This window comes from Bacillus sp. 2175, assembly GCF_057812155.1.
In genome coordinates, this window is sequence record NZ_CM173819.1 from 574,253 (window position 1) to 590,505 (window position 16,253).

General features: G+C 35.2%; 16 protein-coding genes and 2 pseudogenes. 15 read left to right on the forward strand and 3 right to left on the reverse strand.

Annotated features, from left to right (window positions below; genetic code table 11):
• Positions 1-292 precede the first annotated feature (292 nt).
• The 3 genes from ACXKY9_RS03160 to ACXKY9_RS03170 all read left to right on the forward strand — a co-directional run bounded on the left by ACXKY9_RS03160 (position 293) and on the right by ACXKY9_RS03170 (position 3,442).
• Positions 293-547 (forward strand): biotin/lipoyl-containing protein, encoded by a 255-nt coding sequence (locus ACXKY9_RS03160; protein WP_000859483.1) that lies wholly within the window; start codon positions 293-295, stop codon positions 545-547.
• Positions 548-650: 103 nt separating this feature from the next.
• Positions 651-2,072 (forward strand): amino acid permease, encoded by a 1,422-nt coding sequence (locus ACXKY9_RS03165; RefSeq protein WP_000969238.1) that lies wholly within the window; start codon positions 651-653, stop codon positions 2,070-2,072.
• A gap of 95 nt (positions 2,073-2,167) precedes the next feature.
• Entirely contained in the window at positions 2,168-3,442 is a 1,275-nt protein-coding gene (locus ACXKY9_RS03170) for an acetylornithine deacetylase (protein ID WP_001071197.1), read from the forward strand.
• Positions 3,443-3,541: 99 nt separating this feature from the next.
• Here ACXKY9_RS03170 and ACXKY9_RS03175 read toward each other — a convergent pair whose 3' ends face one another.
• The gene (locus tag ACXKY9_RS03175) at positions 3,542-4,195 is read right to left on the reverse strand and encodes a DUF1232 domain-containing protein (RefSeq protein WP_001262775.1); all 654 of its coding nucleotides are present in this window, start codon (positions 4,193-4,195) and stop codon (positions 3,542-3,544) included.
• A 130-nt stretch (positions 4,196-4,325) separates the two neighbouring features.
• Here ACXKY9_RS03175 and ytaF point away from each other — a divergent pair, with 130 nt between their 5' ends.
• Together ytaF and ACXKY9_RS03185 are read left to right on the forward strand one after the other, a co-directional pair.
• Positions 4,326-4,937, forward strand: a complete 612-nt coding sequence (gene ytaF / locus ACXKY9_RS03180) for a sporulation membrane protein YtaF (RefSeq protein WP_000108727.1) — start codon at positions 4,326-4,328, stop codon at positions 4,935-4,937.
• A gap of 114 nt (positions 4,938-5,051) precedes the next feature.
• Positions 5,052-5,210: a hypothetical protein gene (locus ACXKY9_RS03185; RefSeq protein ID WP_000532409.1), complete on the forward strand. Its 159-nt coding sequence runs from the start codon at positions 5,052-5,054 to the stop codon at positions 5,208-5,210.
• Between the two features lie 22 nt (positions 5,211-5,232).
• Here the strand turns inward: ACXKY9_RS03185 and ACXKY9_RS03190 are convergent, their stop codons facing one another.
• Positions 5,233-5,574 (reverse strand): DUF3969 family protein, encoded by a 342-nt coding sequence (locus ACXKY9_RS03190; protein ID WP_000766604.1) that lies wholly within the window; start codon positions 5,572-5,574, stop codon positions 5,233-5,235.
• Positions 5,575-5,748: 174 nt separating this feature from the next.
• Positions 5,749-6,678, reverse strand: coding sequence for a glutaminase A (gene glsA / locus ACXKY9_RS03195; protein ID WP_001149850.1), 930 nt, complete (start codon positions 6,676-6,678; stop codon positions 5,749-5,751).
• 69 nt (positions 6,679-6,747) lie between these two features.
• On the opposite strand from glsA, the pseudogene ACXKY9_RS03200 reads away from it, so the two are divergent.
• The 10 genes and pseudogenes from ACXKY9_RS03200 (at position 6,748) to ACXKY9_RS03245 (ending at position 16,253) form a co-directional block, all read left to right on the forward strand.
• Positions 6,748-6,862: pseudogene (locus ACXKY9_RS03200) on the forward strand (transcriptional regulator).
• Positions 6,863-7,003: 141 nt separating this feature from the next.
• Entirely contained in the window at positions 7,004-8,506 is a 1,503-nt protein-coding gene (gene nagE, locus ACXKY9_RS03205) for an N-acetylglucosamine-specific PTS transporter subunit IIBC (protein ID WP_000938900.1), read from the forward strand.
• 253 nt (positions 8,507-8,759) lie between these two features.
• Positions 8,760-10,007 (forward strand): serine hydrolase domain-containing protein, encoded by a 1,248-nt coding sequence (locus tag ACXKY9_RS03210; protein ID WP_000371843.1) that lies wholly within the window; start codon positions 8,760-8,762, stop codon positions 10,005-10,007.
• Positions 10,008-10,160: 153 nt separating this feature from the next.
• On the forward strand, positions 10,161-10,562 hold the full coding sequence (locus ACXKY9_RS03215; RefSeq protein WP_000335550.1) for an LSm family protein: 402 nt from the start codon (positions 10,161-10,163) through the stop codon (positions 10,560-10,562).
• A gap of 16 nt (positions 10,563-10,578) precedes the next feature.
• Positions 10,579-10,773: an LSm family protein gene (locus ACXKY9_RS03220; RefSeq protein ID WP_000899480.1), complete on the forward strand. Its 195-nt coding sequence runs from the start codon at positions 10,579-10,581 to the stop codon at positions 10,771-10,773.
• A gap of 13 nt (positions 10,774-10,786) precedes the next feature.
• Complete coding sequence (locus tag ACXKY9_RS03225) at positions 10,787-12,331, forward strand: glycosyltransferase family 2 protein (protein WP_001266458.1); 1,545 nt, start codon at positions 10,787-10,789, stop codon at positions 12,329-12,331.
• Positions 12,324-13,565, forward strand: a complete 1,242-nt coding sequence (locus ACXKY9_RS03230) for a nucleotide sugar dehydrogenase (RefSeq protein ID WP_001088932.1) — start codon at positions 12,324-12,326, stop codon at positions 13,563-13,565. Before ACXKY9_RS03225 ends, ACXKY9_RS03230 begins: the two co-directional genes overlap by 8 nt.
• Positions 13,562-14,527: a UDP-N-acetyl-alpha-D-glucosaminuronate decarboxylase gene (locus ACXKY9_RS03235; RefSeq protein WP_000037023.1), complete on the forward strand. Its 966-nt coding sequence runs from the start codon at positions 13,562-13,564 to the stop codon at positions 14,525-14,527. The genes ACXKY9_RS03230 and ACXKY9_RS03235 overlap by 4 nt, the downstream gene beginning before the upstream one ends.
• Positions 14,520-16,064: a glycosyltransferase family 2 protein gene (locus tag ACXKY9_RS03240; RefSeq protein ID WP_228221467.1), complete on the forward strand. Its 1,545-nt coding sequence runs from the start codon at positions 14,520-14,522 to the stop codon at positions 16,062-16,064. The genes ACXKY9_RS03235 and ACXKY9_RS03240 overlap by 8 nt, the downstream gene beginning before the upstream one ends.
• Positions 16,033-16,253: pseudogene (locus ACXKY9_RS03245) on the forward strand (hypothetical protein). Before ACXKY9_RS03240 ends, ACXKY9_RS03245 begins: the two are co-directional and overlap by 32 nt.

The window sequence follows — 16,253 nt, forward strand, 5'->3', positions numbered from 1 at the left end:
GATTATCTTCTCCTCATTTCACCCTATGAAGACTGACTTTTTATAATTTTATTAAAATTCTTATAAAATCGCAAAATTTTTTTGCTATTTTTCTCTTAAAACTTTTCAAATGATAGAAAAATTTTGCGGTTGTGCACACTTTTTTGTGTGAAACTCTCATTTAATATATGAATCAGAGACTTGGTACGTATTTTGCATAAATAATATTCGAAATCTCTAGAGGGGAGAATATGAATTTTTACAGGATATACAACGTTTTGGTGTCAATTAATAAGAGGGAGGAATTTATAAAGTGAAGACAGTTATAGAAGGTGTGTATAGTCCTTGTTATGGAAAAGTAGAGAAGCTATTTGTTGCGGAAAGTTCATACGTATACGAGTGGGAGAAATTAGCGTTAATTGAAACAATAGATAAACAGAAAGTAGAAATTAAGGTAGGAATCAGTGGGTATATCGAATCATTAGAAGTAGTAGAAGGACAAGCCATTGCTGATAAAAAGTTATTAATAACAGTGAGGGATGATCTTTTAATAACAGGTAGTGATTAATAAGTGCTATGTATTTCACTCTTTTCAATAATCATTTTTATTATGAATGATTTTAAAAACGCTTACATGAAATGGGTTTCCAAAGGGAAAAGGGGGGATTTATATGATGGATCAAAACCAAGGTTTAAAACGTGAATTGAAAAGCAGGCACATATTTATGATTGCACTTGGAGGAGTTATTGGTACCGGTCTTTTTTTAGGATCTGGATATACAATTCATGAAGCTGGGCCTGGGGGAGCAATTGTAGCGTATCTTGTTGGAGGGTTTGTTATGTATTTAACGATGCTCTGTCTTGGAGAGTTAGCTGTTGCGATGCCCGACGCAGGATCTTATCAAACGTATGCAACGAAGCACATTTCCCCTGCAGCGGGTTATGTAGTCGGATGGATGTCGTGGTTAAACTGGTCTGCTACGATAGGTATTGAACTGATTGCAGTTAGTATTTTAATGAAACGATGGTTTCCTGATGTACCGTCATGGATTTGGTGTGTAGCGTTTGCGGTGCTTCTCTTTGCTATCAATGCATTATCTTCAAGAAGTTTTGCAGAAGTTGAATTTTGGTTTGCAAGTATTAAAGTAATTACAATCATTGCATTTATTATTTTGGGCGGGGCAGCAATGTTTGGTTTTCTAGATATGAAAGGAAATGAACCAGCACCAATGTTCTCTAGTTTTACTGATTATGGTGGATTGTTTCCAAATGGATTATCCGCTATTTTAATTACGATGATTGCTGTTAATTTTTCTTTCCAAGGAACAGAACTAGTCGGTATTGCAGCAGGTGAGAGTGAAAATCCAGAAAAAACAATCCCAAAGGCAATTAATAATACAGTTTGGCGTATACTCGTGTTCTTTGTATTATCTATTTTCATTCTTGCAGGATTATTCCCATGGCAGCAAGCAGGAGTGATAGAAAGTCCATTCGTAGTTGTATTTGATAAAATTGGTATTCCTTATGCAGCTGATATTATAAACTTCGTTATTATTACAGCAGTACTATCCGTTGCGAATTCAGGATTATATGCAACTTCTCGTATGCTATGGTCTATGTCTAATCAAGGAATGATTAGTCCGATTTTTGGTAAGTTATCTAAAAATGGTGTTCCTATTTATGCATTGATTGTAAGCACGATTGTAGGCTGTCTTTCATTACTATCAGGTATTTATGCGGAAGATACAGTTTATTTATGGCTACTTTCTATTGCCGGATTTGGGGCGATATTAGTTTGGGCATCTATTGCTTTATCTAACTTATTAGCTAGAAGGGCATATGTTAAGCAGGGCGGAGATGTGAAGGACTTGAAATTTAAAACACCGCTATATCCATTCGTACCACTTCTGGCATTAGCATTAAATATAACAGTTATAGTTGCTATGGCTTTTATCCCAGAGCAAAGAATGGCGTTATATTGTGGAATTCCATTTATGATTGTTTGTTTACTGTTTTACCGTGCGACAAGAAATAAGGTACGTAAAGTAGAGCATATTGAAAAGATCAATACAACAAAAGTAGAAAGTTTATAATATTGAGTAATTTGGAGACTGTAAAATTGTAAACAGTCTCTTTTTTTGTGAAAATAAAGCTGGAAACATACTATGTATGCAAAGGGGAATTAGCGATGAATCAAGAAGTTTCACAGCTATTAGAACAGATTGATTTACGAAAAGATGAGTTACTAGAGCTTACAAAAACCTTAATTCGTTTTGAAACACTAGCACCGCCGGCGAGAAACACAAATGAGGCGCAAGAATTTGTTGCAGAGTTTTTAAGAAAACGAAATTTTAGTGTTGATAAATGGGATGTATATCCGAATGATCCGAACGTTGTTGGGGTGAAAAAAGGGATAGAAAGTGACACACATAAAAGTCTTATTATTAATGGACATATGGATGTAGCTGAAGTGACAGCAGATGAGGCGTGGGAAATGAATCCGTTTGAGCCATTTATAAAAGATGGTTGGTTAGTTGGACGTGGTGCGGCAGATATGAAAGGGGGATTGGCTGGGGCACTATTTGCTATTCAGCTTTTACAAGAAGCTGGCATTGAATTACCTGGAGATGTAATCTTTCAATCCGTAATTGGGGAAGAAGTTGGAGAAGCTGGCACGCTTCAATGCTGCAGGCGAGGTTATGATGCTGATTTTGCAGTCGTAGTGGATACGAGTGATTTACATATGCAAGGACAGGGCGGCGTAATTACTGGATGGATTACTGTGAAAAGCCCGCAAACGTTTCATGATGCAACACGTAGGCAAATGATCCATGCAGGGGGACGTTTATTCGGAGCGAGTGCGATTGAAAAAATGATGAAAATTGTGCAAAGTTTACAAGAATTAGAGCGCCACTGGGCAGTCATGAAAACATATGAAGGCTATCCATCTGGAACAACAACAATTAATCCAGCTGTTATTGAGGGGGGAAGGCATGCGGCGTTTATTGCGGATGAGTGCCAGTTATGGATAACAGTGCACTTCTATCCGAACGAAACACATGAACAAATAATAAAAGAAATTGAAGAGTATATTGGAAAGGTAGCAGCTGCCGATCCATGGTTAAGTGAAAATCCGCCACAATTTAAGTGGGGCGGAGAATCAATGATTGTAGATCGTGGTGAAATTTTCCCTTCATTAGAAGTAGATAGGGAACATGCAGCTGTAAAAAAACTTAGCTCAGTACACGAGTCTATTTTATCAAAAAATGCAATTTTAGATATGTCTGCAACGGTAACTGATGGCGGTTGGTTTAGTGAGTTTCACATTCCAGCGATTATATATGGACCAGGTACATTAGAAGAAGCACATTCTGTAAATGAGAAAGTTGAAGTTGAACAGTTAATTGAATTTACAAAAGTGATAACAGCATTTATATATGAATGGTGCCACACGAAAAAATAGATTTGTATAGTAAAATCGTACGAGTATGTATACTTGTACGATTTTTTATTGAACTATTTCAGAGTTGAATATAAACAACTGAAATAGTTCTTTATTTTGCTATGTCTTTCGTTTTATTTCAAGTAATTTCTCTTTTGCTAATTCAACGGCGATCGCATCATCTAAATAGCCAATTGGAAAGAGATAGTCGGGAATAATATCTGTCGATAAAATGAAATAAAGTAATGCGCTCCCAAGAACTGCACGTTCTTCTTTTGAAATGGTTTCATTGCAAAATTGTTGATACATATCTGTTAATTGTTCAATAAAAGGACCTGCACTATCAATTTGCTCTAATTTGCTTGCGAAACTGTTATGAATACGTTTTTCACCTTCTGTTGTCTGGGCATAGCGTTCGTAATTTTCGAGTTCTTGTTTTACGCGAGTTGTAGTGTAATCGAAATCGAATAAGTTAGAGGATTGCAGCGTTTGCTGAATGGTATCAAGAGATGTGTACATATCTGTTTTTTCTTTATTTATGTGAGGAGAATCAGGGTACATTTCATCAAATAACAATTGGGGTGGAACTTGAAGACATTCTGCAAATTTTTGTAGATGTTTTTGTTTTGGCGGTTGTTTGCCATTAATAATTCTTGAGACTGTTGCAGGATCAATATTTGTAAGTATTCCTAGTTGGCGCATAGATAAGGCGCGTTCTTTTAAAAGTTTTTTTATTAATTTGCCAAGCCGATCATTCGGGTTTTCATTAGCCATAGTGTAGGCACTCCTTTTTTAGTGTTGAAAAAATATTGAGCATTTATTACAAGTATATGAAACAGACAGGCACAGTTGCTCAACATTTTCATAATATGCATTGAAAAGTGAGAAAAAGGGGTGACTATTTATGAGTACGGTAGGCTTATTTTCAATTTTTTTAATCGGGATCGCTTCTAATTTAGATAATGCAGGTGTTGGAATTGCATATGGCATTCGTAAAATTCGTATTTCGTGGTTTAACAATTTTATCATTGCATTCTTTGGATTTTTATTTACTTTACTAGCTGGATTTTTTGGAAACTGGATTGCGTTATTTATTTCAGAGTTTACAGCAAATCTGATTGGAGCAATCTTTTTAGGGATAATCGGTGTGTTTATTTTATGTCAGCCTTTCTTGGGCCAAAAAAATACTGCAGGTTCTAAAGATGATAATGTACTTATGGGAATTTTACGTGATCCGGAAAAAGCAGATTTTGATGGTTCTAAAACAATTAGTTTCTCAGAAGCAATTGTTTTAGGAGTTGCGTTGTCTATTAATAATATTGCAGGTGGATTTGATGCAGGGGTAACAAATTTAAATCTTTGGCTTACAGCGACTATTTCTGGGGTGTTTAGTTTTATTTGTATTAGTGGTTTTGCGTATGTAGGAAAACGATTTTTAGCAGAATACTTAGGGAAATGGGCGACAGTTATCGCAGGAGTGTTATTAATTCTTATTGGGATCGATCAGTTGTTGTAAGGAGAGTAGAAAACAAGGTTCGAGTATTTCCTTGGAAATACAGCAAGAGATTGCATATATCGACGTACTTTTCTCCATACTAATACGGATTTCTTTTAAGAAAGGGGGATTTGTATGGGACGCGGGAAAGCATTTGATCATAAGAAAAAAGGGCATGATCATCAACCACCTAAAGGTGCGTTCATTCATAAAGATGTAAATGAACATACTTTGGAAGAGGAAGAGCTACCAGTAAATATTGAGGCGTATAAAAATAGTTTAAAAAAACATTAAAAGCACCTACATAGGTGCTTTTTTACCGTATATCTTCAATTAATTGTTCGGATTCTTCATGCATACTGTACTCACTTAATACTTGAATGCAAAGCCACTTTAATTCTTCAATCGTATGCTCAAGTTCTTCAGGAAGCACATGATAAATGTCTTCAAGTCCCATCCCGAAATGAATAAGTTCAAGTACTTGATCATCGATGTTCCGATCCATTAATAATTCAAGTACTTCTAAATTGAATATGTATCGGTGAGCTTCGTCGAGTGAAACAACTTTTAACTTCAAGCTTTCTACAATACTCAATATAAAAAGAAGGATTGTTTTTTCAAGAACAGGTTGTTTTCCCATTTGAAATATTAGTTTCATCTTTCACACCTCCACATATAGCGCTAGGTTGTACTATATTATTCAGGAGGGGGGAACAAATATGCATGATATAGAGAAACTTTCAGCACTGTTTTTGTAAGAGGATTGATAACTGACAAAAGTGAGGTTTTGGCGAAATAAAAAATCCTGCTAGTATAGCAGGATAACTCGCGATTAAAAAATGCTCCAACCTTCTTGAGCAGAAAGAAGTTCAAGAATTTTAAAACCGGCAATACTATTTCCGTTTGCATCTAAAGCTGGTCCGAAAATACCGATTCCCATGTCTCCTTTTACGCAGCCAAAAATACCACCGGCTACACCACTTTTTGCAGGAATACCAACACGAATTGCAAATTCACCAGATTCGTTATACATACCACATGTGACCATAAATGTTTTGCAAATTTTTGTAATATGTTTAGGGATGATTTGTTTTTTCTTATATGGATCATATCCATCCATTGCAAAAATTAAGCCGATACGTGCTAAATCGATGCAGTTTACTTCAACTGCGCATTGACGAGTATATAAATCCATAAGTTCTTCAATATCACAATCGATAATTCCGTTTTGTTTCATATAATAACAAAGTGAACGGTTTAGGTAAGCTGTCTCTAGTTCTGAATCGGCAACTTTAGAGGAATAATTAATAGTAGGATTATCTGTTATTTCACGTACAAAATGAAGAATACGTTCCATTTTTTCCTCGTTATCTTTTCCTGCTAACATGCTTGTAATAGCTAAAGCTCCTGCATTTATCATTGGATTAAGGGGTTTGGACGGACTTGTCGTTTCTAACTTAATAATAGAATTAAATGGGTCACCCGTTGGTTCCATTCCAACTTTAGAAAATACATATTCTTCACCACGGTCTAAAAGGGCAAGGGCAAGTGTAATTACTTTGGAAATACTTTGAAGAGTAAATAGTGTTTGTGAGTTACCTGCATGGATATATTCTGTTTCTTTATGGAAAATGGCAATCCCTAAATCGTCTGGATTTGCATTTCCTAGTTCGGGGATATAAGTAGCAAGTTTTCCTTTTTTCGTATATGGTTTTACTTGTTCTAACAACTGTTGTAAGTTGTTTGTTTCAATGCACTGCATAGTACCAACGCTCCTATTTTGAATTAACTAAGTTTACTTTTCCCGATATGCTCGGAAATAAATAATAACATGAAAAAGTGGAATGATAAAACGAAAGTTCAATGTGCTATAATAGGTCTTTCGTTTCGAGTATTCTGTATTTTAAAAAGGAGAATTTTCCTTTTATATAACAGTTTGGAAATAGGAGATTTATCCATAAAAAGTTCAGAAATAAAAACTACACATCTATACAACTATATGTTATTATGGTTATGTAATAGAAAGCGTTTTCTAAAGCGTACTTATAATGATAACGATTTCATAAATTTGATTAGGGGGAATTAAAATGTTGCAGTTTTTACAACGTATTGGTAAAGCTTTAATGCTTCCGATTGCAGTACTACCAGCAGCAGGATTATTGCTTCGTTTAGGGCAACCAGATGTATTTGATATTCCTGTTATGGCACAGGCCGGCGCAGCAGTTTTTGATAACTTAGCACTTATTTTTGCAATTGGTATTGCAATCGGTCTTTCAGTGGATGGTAGTGGTGCAGCAGGTCTTGCAGGTGCAATTGGTTATCTTGTTATGAAAAATAGTATTGATGCACTTAGCAAAGGGTATTCAACTGCTGAATTACAAGGTAAATTAGGTAAAGTCCAAGATTTAATAGGTAATAGCGCAAATGTAGATCCATCTAAGCTTGCGGATACAATGACACAAGTATCTAAGGCTGCTGAATTATCGACTAAAGTAGATATGAAAGTCTTAGGTGGTATTATTGTTGGTGTTATAGCAGGACTTCTTTATAATAAATTCCATAAGATTAAACTTCCAGAATGGTTAGGTTTCTTTGCTGGAAAACGTTTCGTTCCAATTGTTACATCAGTTGTGATGCTGATATTAGGAATTCTATTTGCACAAATTTGGCCAACAATTCAAAATGGTATTGATGCATTAGCTCATGGAATTGTTAATTTAGGTGCAATTGGTTCAGGACTATTTGGTTTATTAAACCGTTTATTAATCCCAATTGGTTTACACCACGTAATGAACACATACTTCTGGTTTGTATTTGGGGACTTTACAAATGCAGCAGGTAATGTTGTTAATGGTGATATTGCTCGTTTCCTTGCAGGTGACAAAACAGCAGGTATGTTTATGACTGGTTTCTTCCCAGTTATGATGTTCGGTTTACCAGCAGCATGTTTCGCAATGATTGCAGCTGCTAAACCAGAAAAGCGTAAAGCAGTTACTGGTATGTTAGCTGGTCTAGCATTAACTTCATTCTTAACTGGTATTACAGAGCCTATTGAATTCTCATTCATGTTCTTATCACCAGTATTATATGGTATTCATGCTGTATTAACAGGTCTTTCTTTATTCATTACAACATCGCTTGGCATTCATGATGGTTTCTCATTTAGTGCCGGTGCAATCGATTACGCTTTAAACTTCGGTATTGCAACAAAACCAGTCTTACTAGCAGGTATTGGTTTAATTTACGCAGCAATTTATTTCATAGTATTCTACTTCTTAATTAAGAAGTTCGATTTAAAAACTCCTGGTCGTGAAGATGACGATGAGTTAGTTGAAGATGGTGATGCACCAGTTGCAGGTTCAATTGGTGAAACTTACGTAGCAGCTTTAGGCGGAAAAGAAAACTTAACAGTTATTGATAACTGTGCAACACGTCTACGCTTACAAGTAAAAGATGCTGGTCAAGTAAATGAAGCAGCATTAAAACGTGCTGGTGCAAAAGGTGTTATGAAATTAAGTAATACAAGTGTACAAGTTATCGTAGGTACAAATGTTGAATCTGTTGCCGATGATATGAAAAAACACGTATAAATAATGAGATAAGAGGATGTCCAAAAAGATTGATAACATCAATTTTTTAGAGGATATCCTCTTTTTTTTGTTAATAATTTAACGGGAATCTTACTTTTGTAAATTTTCTTTTTCTTTTTTGTACATATAGGTTGGTAATATGTGCAGTGCGTGATAAAGTAGGGATGATATAGAATGGATTATCCATAATCTACTAAAATAAATCTTTAATAGAGGAATTAAATTATTGGTGAGTAAGGGGAAAAAAGCAATTATGGATCAGGAAAAAAATAATGCGAATGGGAAAGTACGTCGGCCGATTGTATACATCAAAAGAACAATCATTCTCGTCTTACTATTATCACTTGTATATTTCATGTATACAAAAATTGTTGCGCATAATAAGAAAGAAGAAACTTTAAAAGCGGCAGCAGAAATGAAGAAACAAGAAGAGCTAAAAAAGAAAGAAGAAAAAAAGAAACAAGAAGTACAGAAGCAAAAACAAAAAGAGCAGGAAGAACAAGTGAAGCAAGCGCAAGTTGCGGAACAGCCTGCTGAAGGACCAACTCAAGAAATTAATGAAAACGCTCAATTGGACCAGTATTTAAAAAACGCAGGCTTTAGCGGGACAGCTGTTATTGTGAAGAATGGAAAAGTTCTTTTGAATAAAGGATACGGTATGGCAAATAAAGAGCAGCAAGTACCGAATAATTCAGAGACGACTTTTTATATTGGTTCTATTTCAAAGGCGTTTGTAGCAACTGCTATTATGCAGTTGAAAGATCAGAATAAATTACAAGTAGAAGATACTGTTGCAAAGTATATTCCAAATTTCCCACAAGGTAATAGTATTCAGCTAAAACATCTATTAACACATACATCAGGGATTCCCGAATATGAGCAGGGAAAAGAAGATATTTCTCATGAAGAACTGATAAAGCGGATAGGAAATCAAAAGCGTATTGGTGGTCCAGGAGAGAAATGGAAGTATTCCGATTCGAACTACTCCGTACTTGCATACATTGCCGAGAAGGTAAGTGGACAGTCGCTCGAAGAATATATTAAACAACATATTTTTGCTACTGCGGGTATGAAACATTCTGGTTTTGGCACAGCGTTAGAACAAACAAGATTCCCATCAACGGGTTATAAAATAGTAAATAATAATATGACAACACCTAATATTCCGAGCATGTCACAACTATATGGTTGTGGTGATATATATACGAGTGCACATGATTTATATTTATTTAACGAAGCGTTATACTCTGGAAAGTTAATTTCAAAAGCAAGTTACGATCAAATGTTTACAGCCGTGAAAAAGGATTACGGATTTGGCTGGTACGTAGACCCAGGAAGCTATTCGAATCATGGTGTAATGCCAGGTTGGAATTGTTTAAATGGATTTAGTAAAAACGGTAGTGTGTACGTTGTTTTATTATCTAACATTCAAAACAATATTAAATCATTTGGTAAAGTGAATAACGATATATATACGATGTTAAGAAATATTGAAGTGTAAGAAACTATCCTTTTGGATAGTTTTTTTTATGCCCTGAAACAAATATTTCTTTTAGAAAATGTATGTCTTACCTATCACAAAAATATCTATTTTGTATACATTAAGATGTATGGATGTATTTTTATAATTTAAAAATAATAGGAGGAGAAGTATATGTGTCTGTTCAGTAATTATTGGAAAAAGTTATCAAGATTGTTTAATAGACAATTAGATTATTTTTTAGATAATAAGTTATTGCCTGCTGTGGAAAGACTTTTATTTTCGCAAAACTTCGCGAGGTTTATTCAAAGAAATTCCAAGCAAGCTACAGAAGAATTTATTAAATCAAGTCAATTTCAATCGATTATTTGTAACATTTTAAAAGAATGTAATACATCACCTTTTAAAGAAATTGCAGAGCAGTATTTAGGTAAAAACGTAGAAATTACTGTGACAGTGGGACAGTTAACAGGCGTTATTGTAGCAGTTGGTGATGACTTCTTAACATTGCAAGAAGGAATAGGAACAGAAGTTTTATTACCATTTACAAGTATTATATCAATTAAAGAAGCGTAAGAAAGGAGACTTATATATGTTATTTACTGAAGAATTACGTAACCATGTTGGTGAGTTAGTGCAAGTTGTGACAGCGGCCGAAATTGTTGCAGGTATTCTGTTATCTGTGACAGATGGAGCAGTAAGTGTTCGTACTTCTCCTTCTTATGGACCACCGGAAGATGTAGTTGTACGTATTCCTATTATTTCATATGTTCGCTTGGAAGGGTAAGAGTGATACAAGTATGAGAGTGTCAGTTGTTATTCCAGTGCATAATGAAGCAAGTACTTTATCAAAAGTTTTAGTAGAAGTAAGAAAGCTCGAACCATATGAAATTATCATAGTAGATAATGGATCGACAGATGGTACGAAAGAAATAGCGCTACAGCATAATTGCCGTGTAATTTATTATAGATATTCCCTTGGTAATGATGTGGGACGGGCAATTGGTGCTAGAGAAGCAAAAGGTGAAATTGTTTTATTTTTAGATGGTGATATCGTCATGAAAAGTGAAGAATTATACAATTTTATTAAAGGAATACAGCAAGGACATGAGATTGTTTTAAATAATTTAACATGGTCCGTTTATTTGAAGATGAGACCGCATTATACGACGGTTGGAAAATATATGTTAAATCGTTATTTGAACAAGAAGGAGTTTGTTGTAGGATCTTTAATTGCAATACCACATGCGATAAGTCGTAAAGTGATTGAAAAACTGGGGTGGTGGAATTTAGCAGATCCAGCATTATTTCAAGCGATGGCGATGTCTAGAGGAGTAGATATTTCTGATATGGCTTCAGTTGATGTCATTTACACAAATAAAGTTCGTCCTGTCCATACGGGCGCATCACCTGGCTCTCCTTATCCGAAAGCGACTAGTCGTATTATGGGTGATCATTTGCGTGCTTTACAATACGTAATCGAAACATACGGTAATCGCGGTGGTTTTTCAGAGGACAATAGAGATAGAGCGTTTGTAGGAAAGTATAAACCAGTTTTATTACAAAAGAAAAAAGCGAAATATAGTGCCATTATCCCGGTATCAGAAGAAAAAATAACTATAAGGTCTGTTATACAAGAAGTGAAAGAAGCAGGTGTAGATGAAATTATAGTTGTCGCGAATGGAGCAGATGTTGAGACTGTTAAACAGGCAAAGCTAGAGAATGTTATTGTAGTTGAATTTACGAAGGCGCTTGGACATAATGTAGCACGAGCAATAGGGGCTATGCATGCTACGGCAGATATTTGTTTATTCGTTGATGGTGATTTTGTTATTCCAGCAAAAAAACTCACTCCATTTTTACATGCTGTTGAAGATGGAAATGACGTGGTGTTAAATGATTTACAATGCTTATTAGATATGTTTCATCCAGCAGATCCAATTAGTATGGGAAAATACTTTTTGAATTTGGTAGCGAAAAGACCAGATTTATGGAATAACTCACTAACTGCTGTACCACATGCCATGCATAAGAAGGTAATAGAGAAAATAGGATATGACGCCCTTATCATTCCGCCATTAGCACAAGTGAAAGCTATTTTAGAAGGATTCTCTATTACAACAGTAGAGTTAGTAGATGTTATAAAAACAAATCGAGTACGTCCAGAGCAACACGAATTTGTAAATGGGCGTATTTCAGCGTTTGATCGTATTTTCGGTGATCAACTTGAGGCGGTTACGTATTTATTACAACGTACGGATGAACGTGGTGGCTTTACTGATGGAGATAGAGATAGAGATATCATTCAACAATTGAGAAGGGAAGAAGAGAATACAAATGAATAGTAGTAAAGTAGCTATTATTGGGTTAGGGTATGTTGGCCTTCCTTTAGCGGTACATTTTGCAGAAAGAGGGCATACAGTACTTGGATTAGATAAAGATATTAGAAAAATAGACTCAATTATAAAAGGAGAAAGTTATATTCCAGATGTTTCTTCTAAAGAGTTACAAAGTTTATTGACGAAAAAAAAATTAACAGTAAACACACCGGATCAAGGCATTGCTGATTTTCAAAGTAGTGATTATGTTATTGTCACTGTCCCGACTCCAATTAATGAACAAAGAGAACCAGATTTAAGTGCCCTCATTTCAGCTTCGCATTATATACAACAAAACCTTCAAAAAGGACAAACCTTCATTTTTGAAAGCTCCACATATCCAGGCACACTTGAAGAAGTCATCATACCTATTATTTCTCAAAATAGTAACAAGGTAGGGGAAGATTTCTATATCGGATATTCCCCTGAGAGAATTGATCCAGCAAATAGTCAATATTCAGTTCAAGCTATTCCAAAAGTTATTAGTGGACAAACAGAAAAGTGTAGACAAAAGGTACAGGATTTATATAGTACCATTTTTGACGAAGTTGTACCTGTTAGCTCTCCGAAAGTAGCAGAGATGTGCAAGCTATTTGAAAATATTCAGCGCTTAGTTAACATTTCTTTAGTAAATGAACTAAACACACTATGTGAAAGTTTAGGCATTGATTTTTATGAGGCCATTGAAGCGGCATCTACAAAACCATTTGGGTTTACTCCATATTGGCCAGGGCCAGGGATAGGGGGACACTGTATTCCAGTAGACCCTTTATATTTTCAATGGAGAATAAAAAAGAATGGGGCAATTAGTCAATTAATTGAGGCAGCACATATAATTAATGAAGAAATGCCAGAGAAAATGGTCCGGAAAGTAAAAAGTGTGGTGCAATCACCTGCAACGGTGTTAATTGTAGGGATTGCGTATAAAAAAGATGTAAATGATTTGAGAGAATCACCAGCGTTACCGATTATTCAATTATTAAGAAATCAAGGATACGAGATAGAATATCATGATCCTTATATTTCTTTCGCGGAAATTGGAGATAAGGTGTATCAATCTGTTTCTTTAGATGAAGAAAAAGTTAAAAAAGCGGATTGTATTTTAATTTTAACGGATCATTCTAATATTGATTGGAAGCTTTTTAAAGGAATGGACCGAGTAATAGATACACGCGGGATTGTAAAGAAGGTGAGTAAATGAGTAAGAAATGTTTAATTACAGGTGGGGCCGGATTTATCGGGTCGCATTTAGCTGAAGAGTTGATGAGAAGAGGTTATGAGGTCACTGTTGTGGATAACTTTTATAAAGGTAAAAATAAGTACCATAAAGAGTTAATGAAAAAAATCCGTGTTATTCCAATAAGTGTTTTAGATAAAAATTCTATTTATGAATTAGTAGATCAGCATGATGTCGTGTTTCATTTAGCAGCAATTTTAGGTGTGAAAACAACAATGGAAAAAAGTATAGAGCTCATAGAAACGAATTTTGATGGGACGAGAAATATTTTACAAGCAGCGTTAAAAGGAAAGAAGAAAGTAGTTTTTGCTTCTACTTCAGAAGTATATGGTAAGGCCAAGCCGCCTTTCTCTGAAGAGGGAGATCGATTATACGGGGCAACTTCTAAAATTCGTTGGAGTTATGCAGTTTGTAAAACGTTGGAAGAGACATTATGTTTAGGATACGCATTAGAAGGTTTACCGGTAACGATTGTTCGATATTTTAATATTTATGGTCCAAGAGCGAAAGATGGTCCGTATGCAGGGGTAATCCCGCGATTTATTAGTGCGGCTTTGCAAGGAGAAGACATTCTCGTATATGGAGATGGAAAGCAGACACGTTGTTTTACGTATGTGAGTGATGCGGTAGAAGCAACAATTCGGGCAATGGATGAGAAGGTAAATGGTGAGATTATTAATATAGGTTCTGAGAATGAACAGAGTATAAAAGAAGTAGCAGAAGTAATTAAAAAATTAACGAATTCTTCTTCGAAGATTGTACAAGTGCCTTTTGAAGAAGTATATCCTCATGGTTTTGAAGAAATTCCAAATAGAAGACCAGATGTAACAAAATTAAAAAAGCTTGTTCAATTTCAGGCGAAAGTAACGTGGGAAAACGGATTGAAGGAAACAATTAAGTGGTTTCGTGAACAAAACAATGGCTAAGTCATTATCTGTTATTATTCCTGCATGTAATGAGGTCGATACGATTTCAGACGTTATTCAATCGGTAAGACTATTAAATCCAGTAGAAATTATTGTAGTAGCAAACGGTTGTAATGATGGAACAGAAGATGTTGCAGATCGTTTAGGGTGTAAAGTAATCAAACATACAGAGCTACTAGGGAACGATGTTGGACGTGCAGTCGGCGCAAAACATGCGATAGGTGATGTATTACTATTTATAGATGGTGATTTTGCTATTCAAACTTCAAAATTAAAATTATTCCTTAATCCGATTTTATACGATCAGGCAGATGTAGTTTTAAATAATTTGGATGCATTATTTTTAAAAAGGCAAAAACCTACTTCTATTACAGTATGGCGCCAAATATTAAATGCAATGTTAGAGCGTGAAGAATTAAAAATTAATTCTTTATTAGATGTACCTCATGCGCTGACGAAAGAAGTCGTTCAAAGCATCGGATATGAATGTTTTGTTAATCCTATTGTGGCTCATTTACGCCTACTTCAAAGTAAATGGAGAATTAGTCGTCATTGCGCCATTGACGTTATTACGCCAAATAAATTTCGTCCATTCCAGCATGCTGCATATGGAACAAATCTTTCCCAATCTGAAAAAAGAATGATAGGTGATCATATAGAAGCAGTAGCGGCACGGATATTAAGCAGTGATGAGCGCGGAGGATATTATGATGGAAATAGGAAAAGGGATAGTGTCTATCATACTTTAAGTTTTGAAGAGTTTTATCAAGGATGGGGCGTCACATCTAATTTGTATAAAGGAAAGCAACTATCTGTTGTTATTCCCGTACAAGATGAAGAGAAAACAATTGGAAACGTTATAGAAGAGCTTCGCAAAATTGAACCCTTCGAAATTATCGTTGTCGTAAATGGTTCGTCAGATAAAACGAAAAAAATTGCAAAAGACAAAGGGGCAACGACAATTGTATATAAAGAAGCACTCGGAAATGATGTAGGGCGCTCACTTGGAACTTATTTTGCCAAAGGAGAAATTGTGTTATTTATAGACGGCGATTTTATTATTCCAGCGAGTGAGCTATATCCTTTTGCAAAAGCTATAGCAGATGGAAAGGACGTCGCATTAAATGATTTAAATCACTATTTAGATTTAAGAGTACCACTTCATCTTGTAACTGCATTTAAGTATGCACTAAATTTAGCTTGTGATAGAAAGGATTTAGGGGTAGGCTCACTTATTGCGGTACCTAATGCATTTAGCCAAAAGTGTTTGAAAGCAATTGGGTATAAATCTTTATTGTCACCTTGTGTAGCACAAGTGAAGGCTCTTCTGTCTGGATTTGAAATTGCATGTGTATATCGTGTTGAGGTTGATAAGATGAACCGTATTCGTCCCAGTGAACATTTCGCAAAAATAGGTCACCCTCCAGCTGTACTTCGAATTATAGGTGATCATATAGAGGGACTAGAGCAAATAATTTCATTAACAGACAATCGTGGCGGATTCTATGATGGCAATAGAAAAAGAGATGTTTTATAGAAGTAACAAAAAAGTGTACAACATGTGTACACTTTTTTGTTCTGTTATAAAAACTATAACAGATTAGGAGATAAGAGTATTACAGCTCTACAATGGGTATTGTTCTTATATTACAAAATAGGACTCGTATATAAGGATACCAAAAAAATACAATTAAGGAAAGGGTTAATTTTAAAGACTTTTAAATGA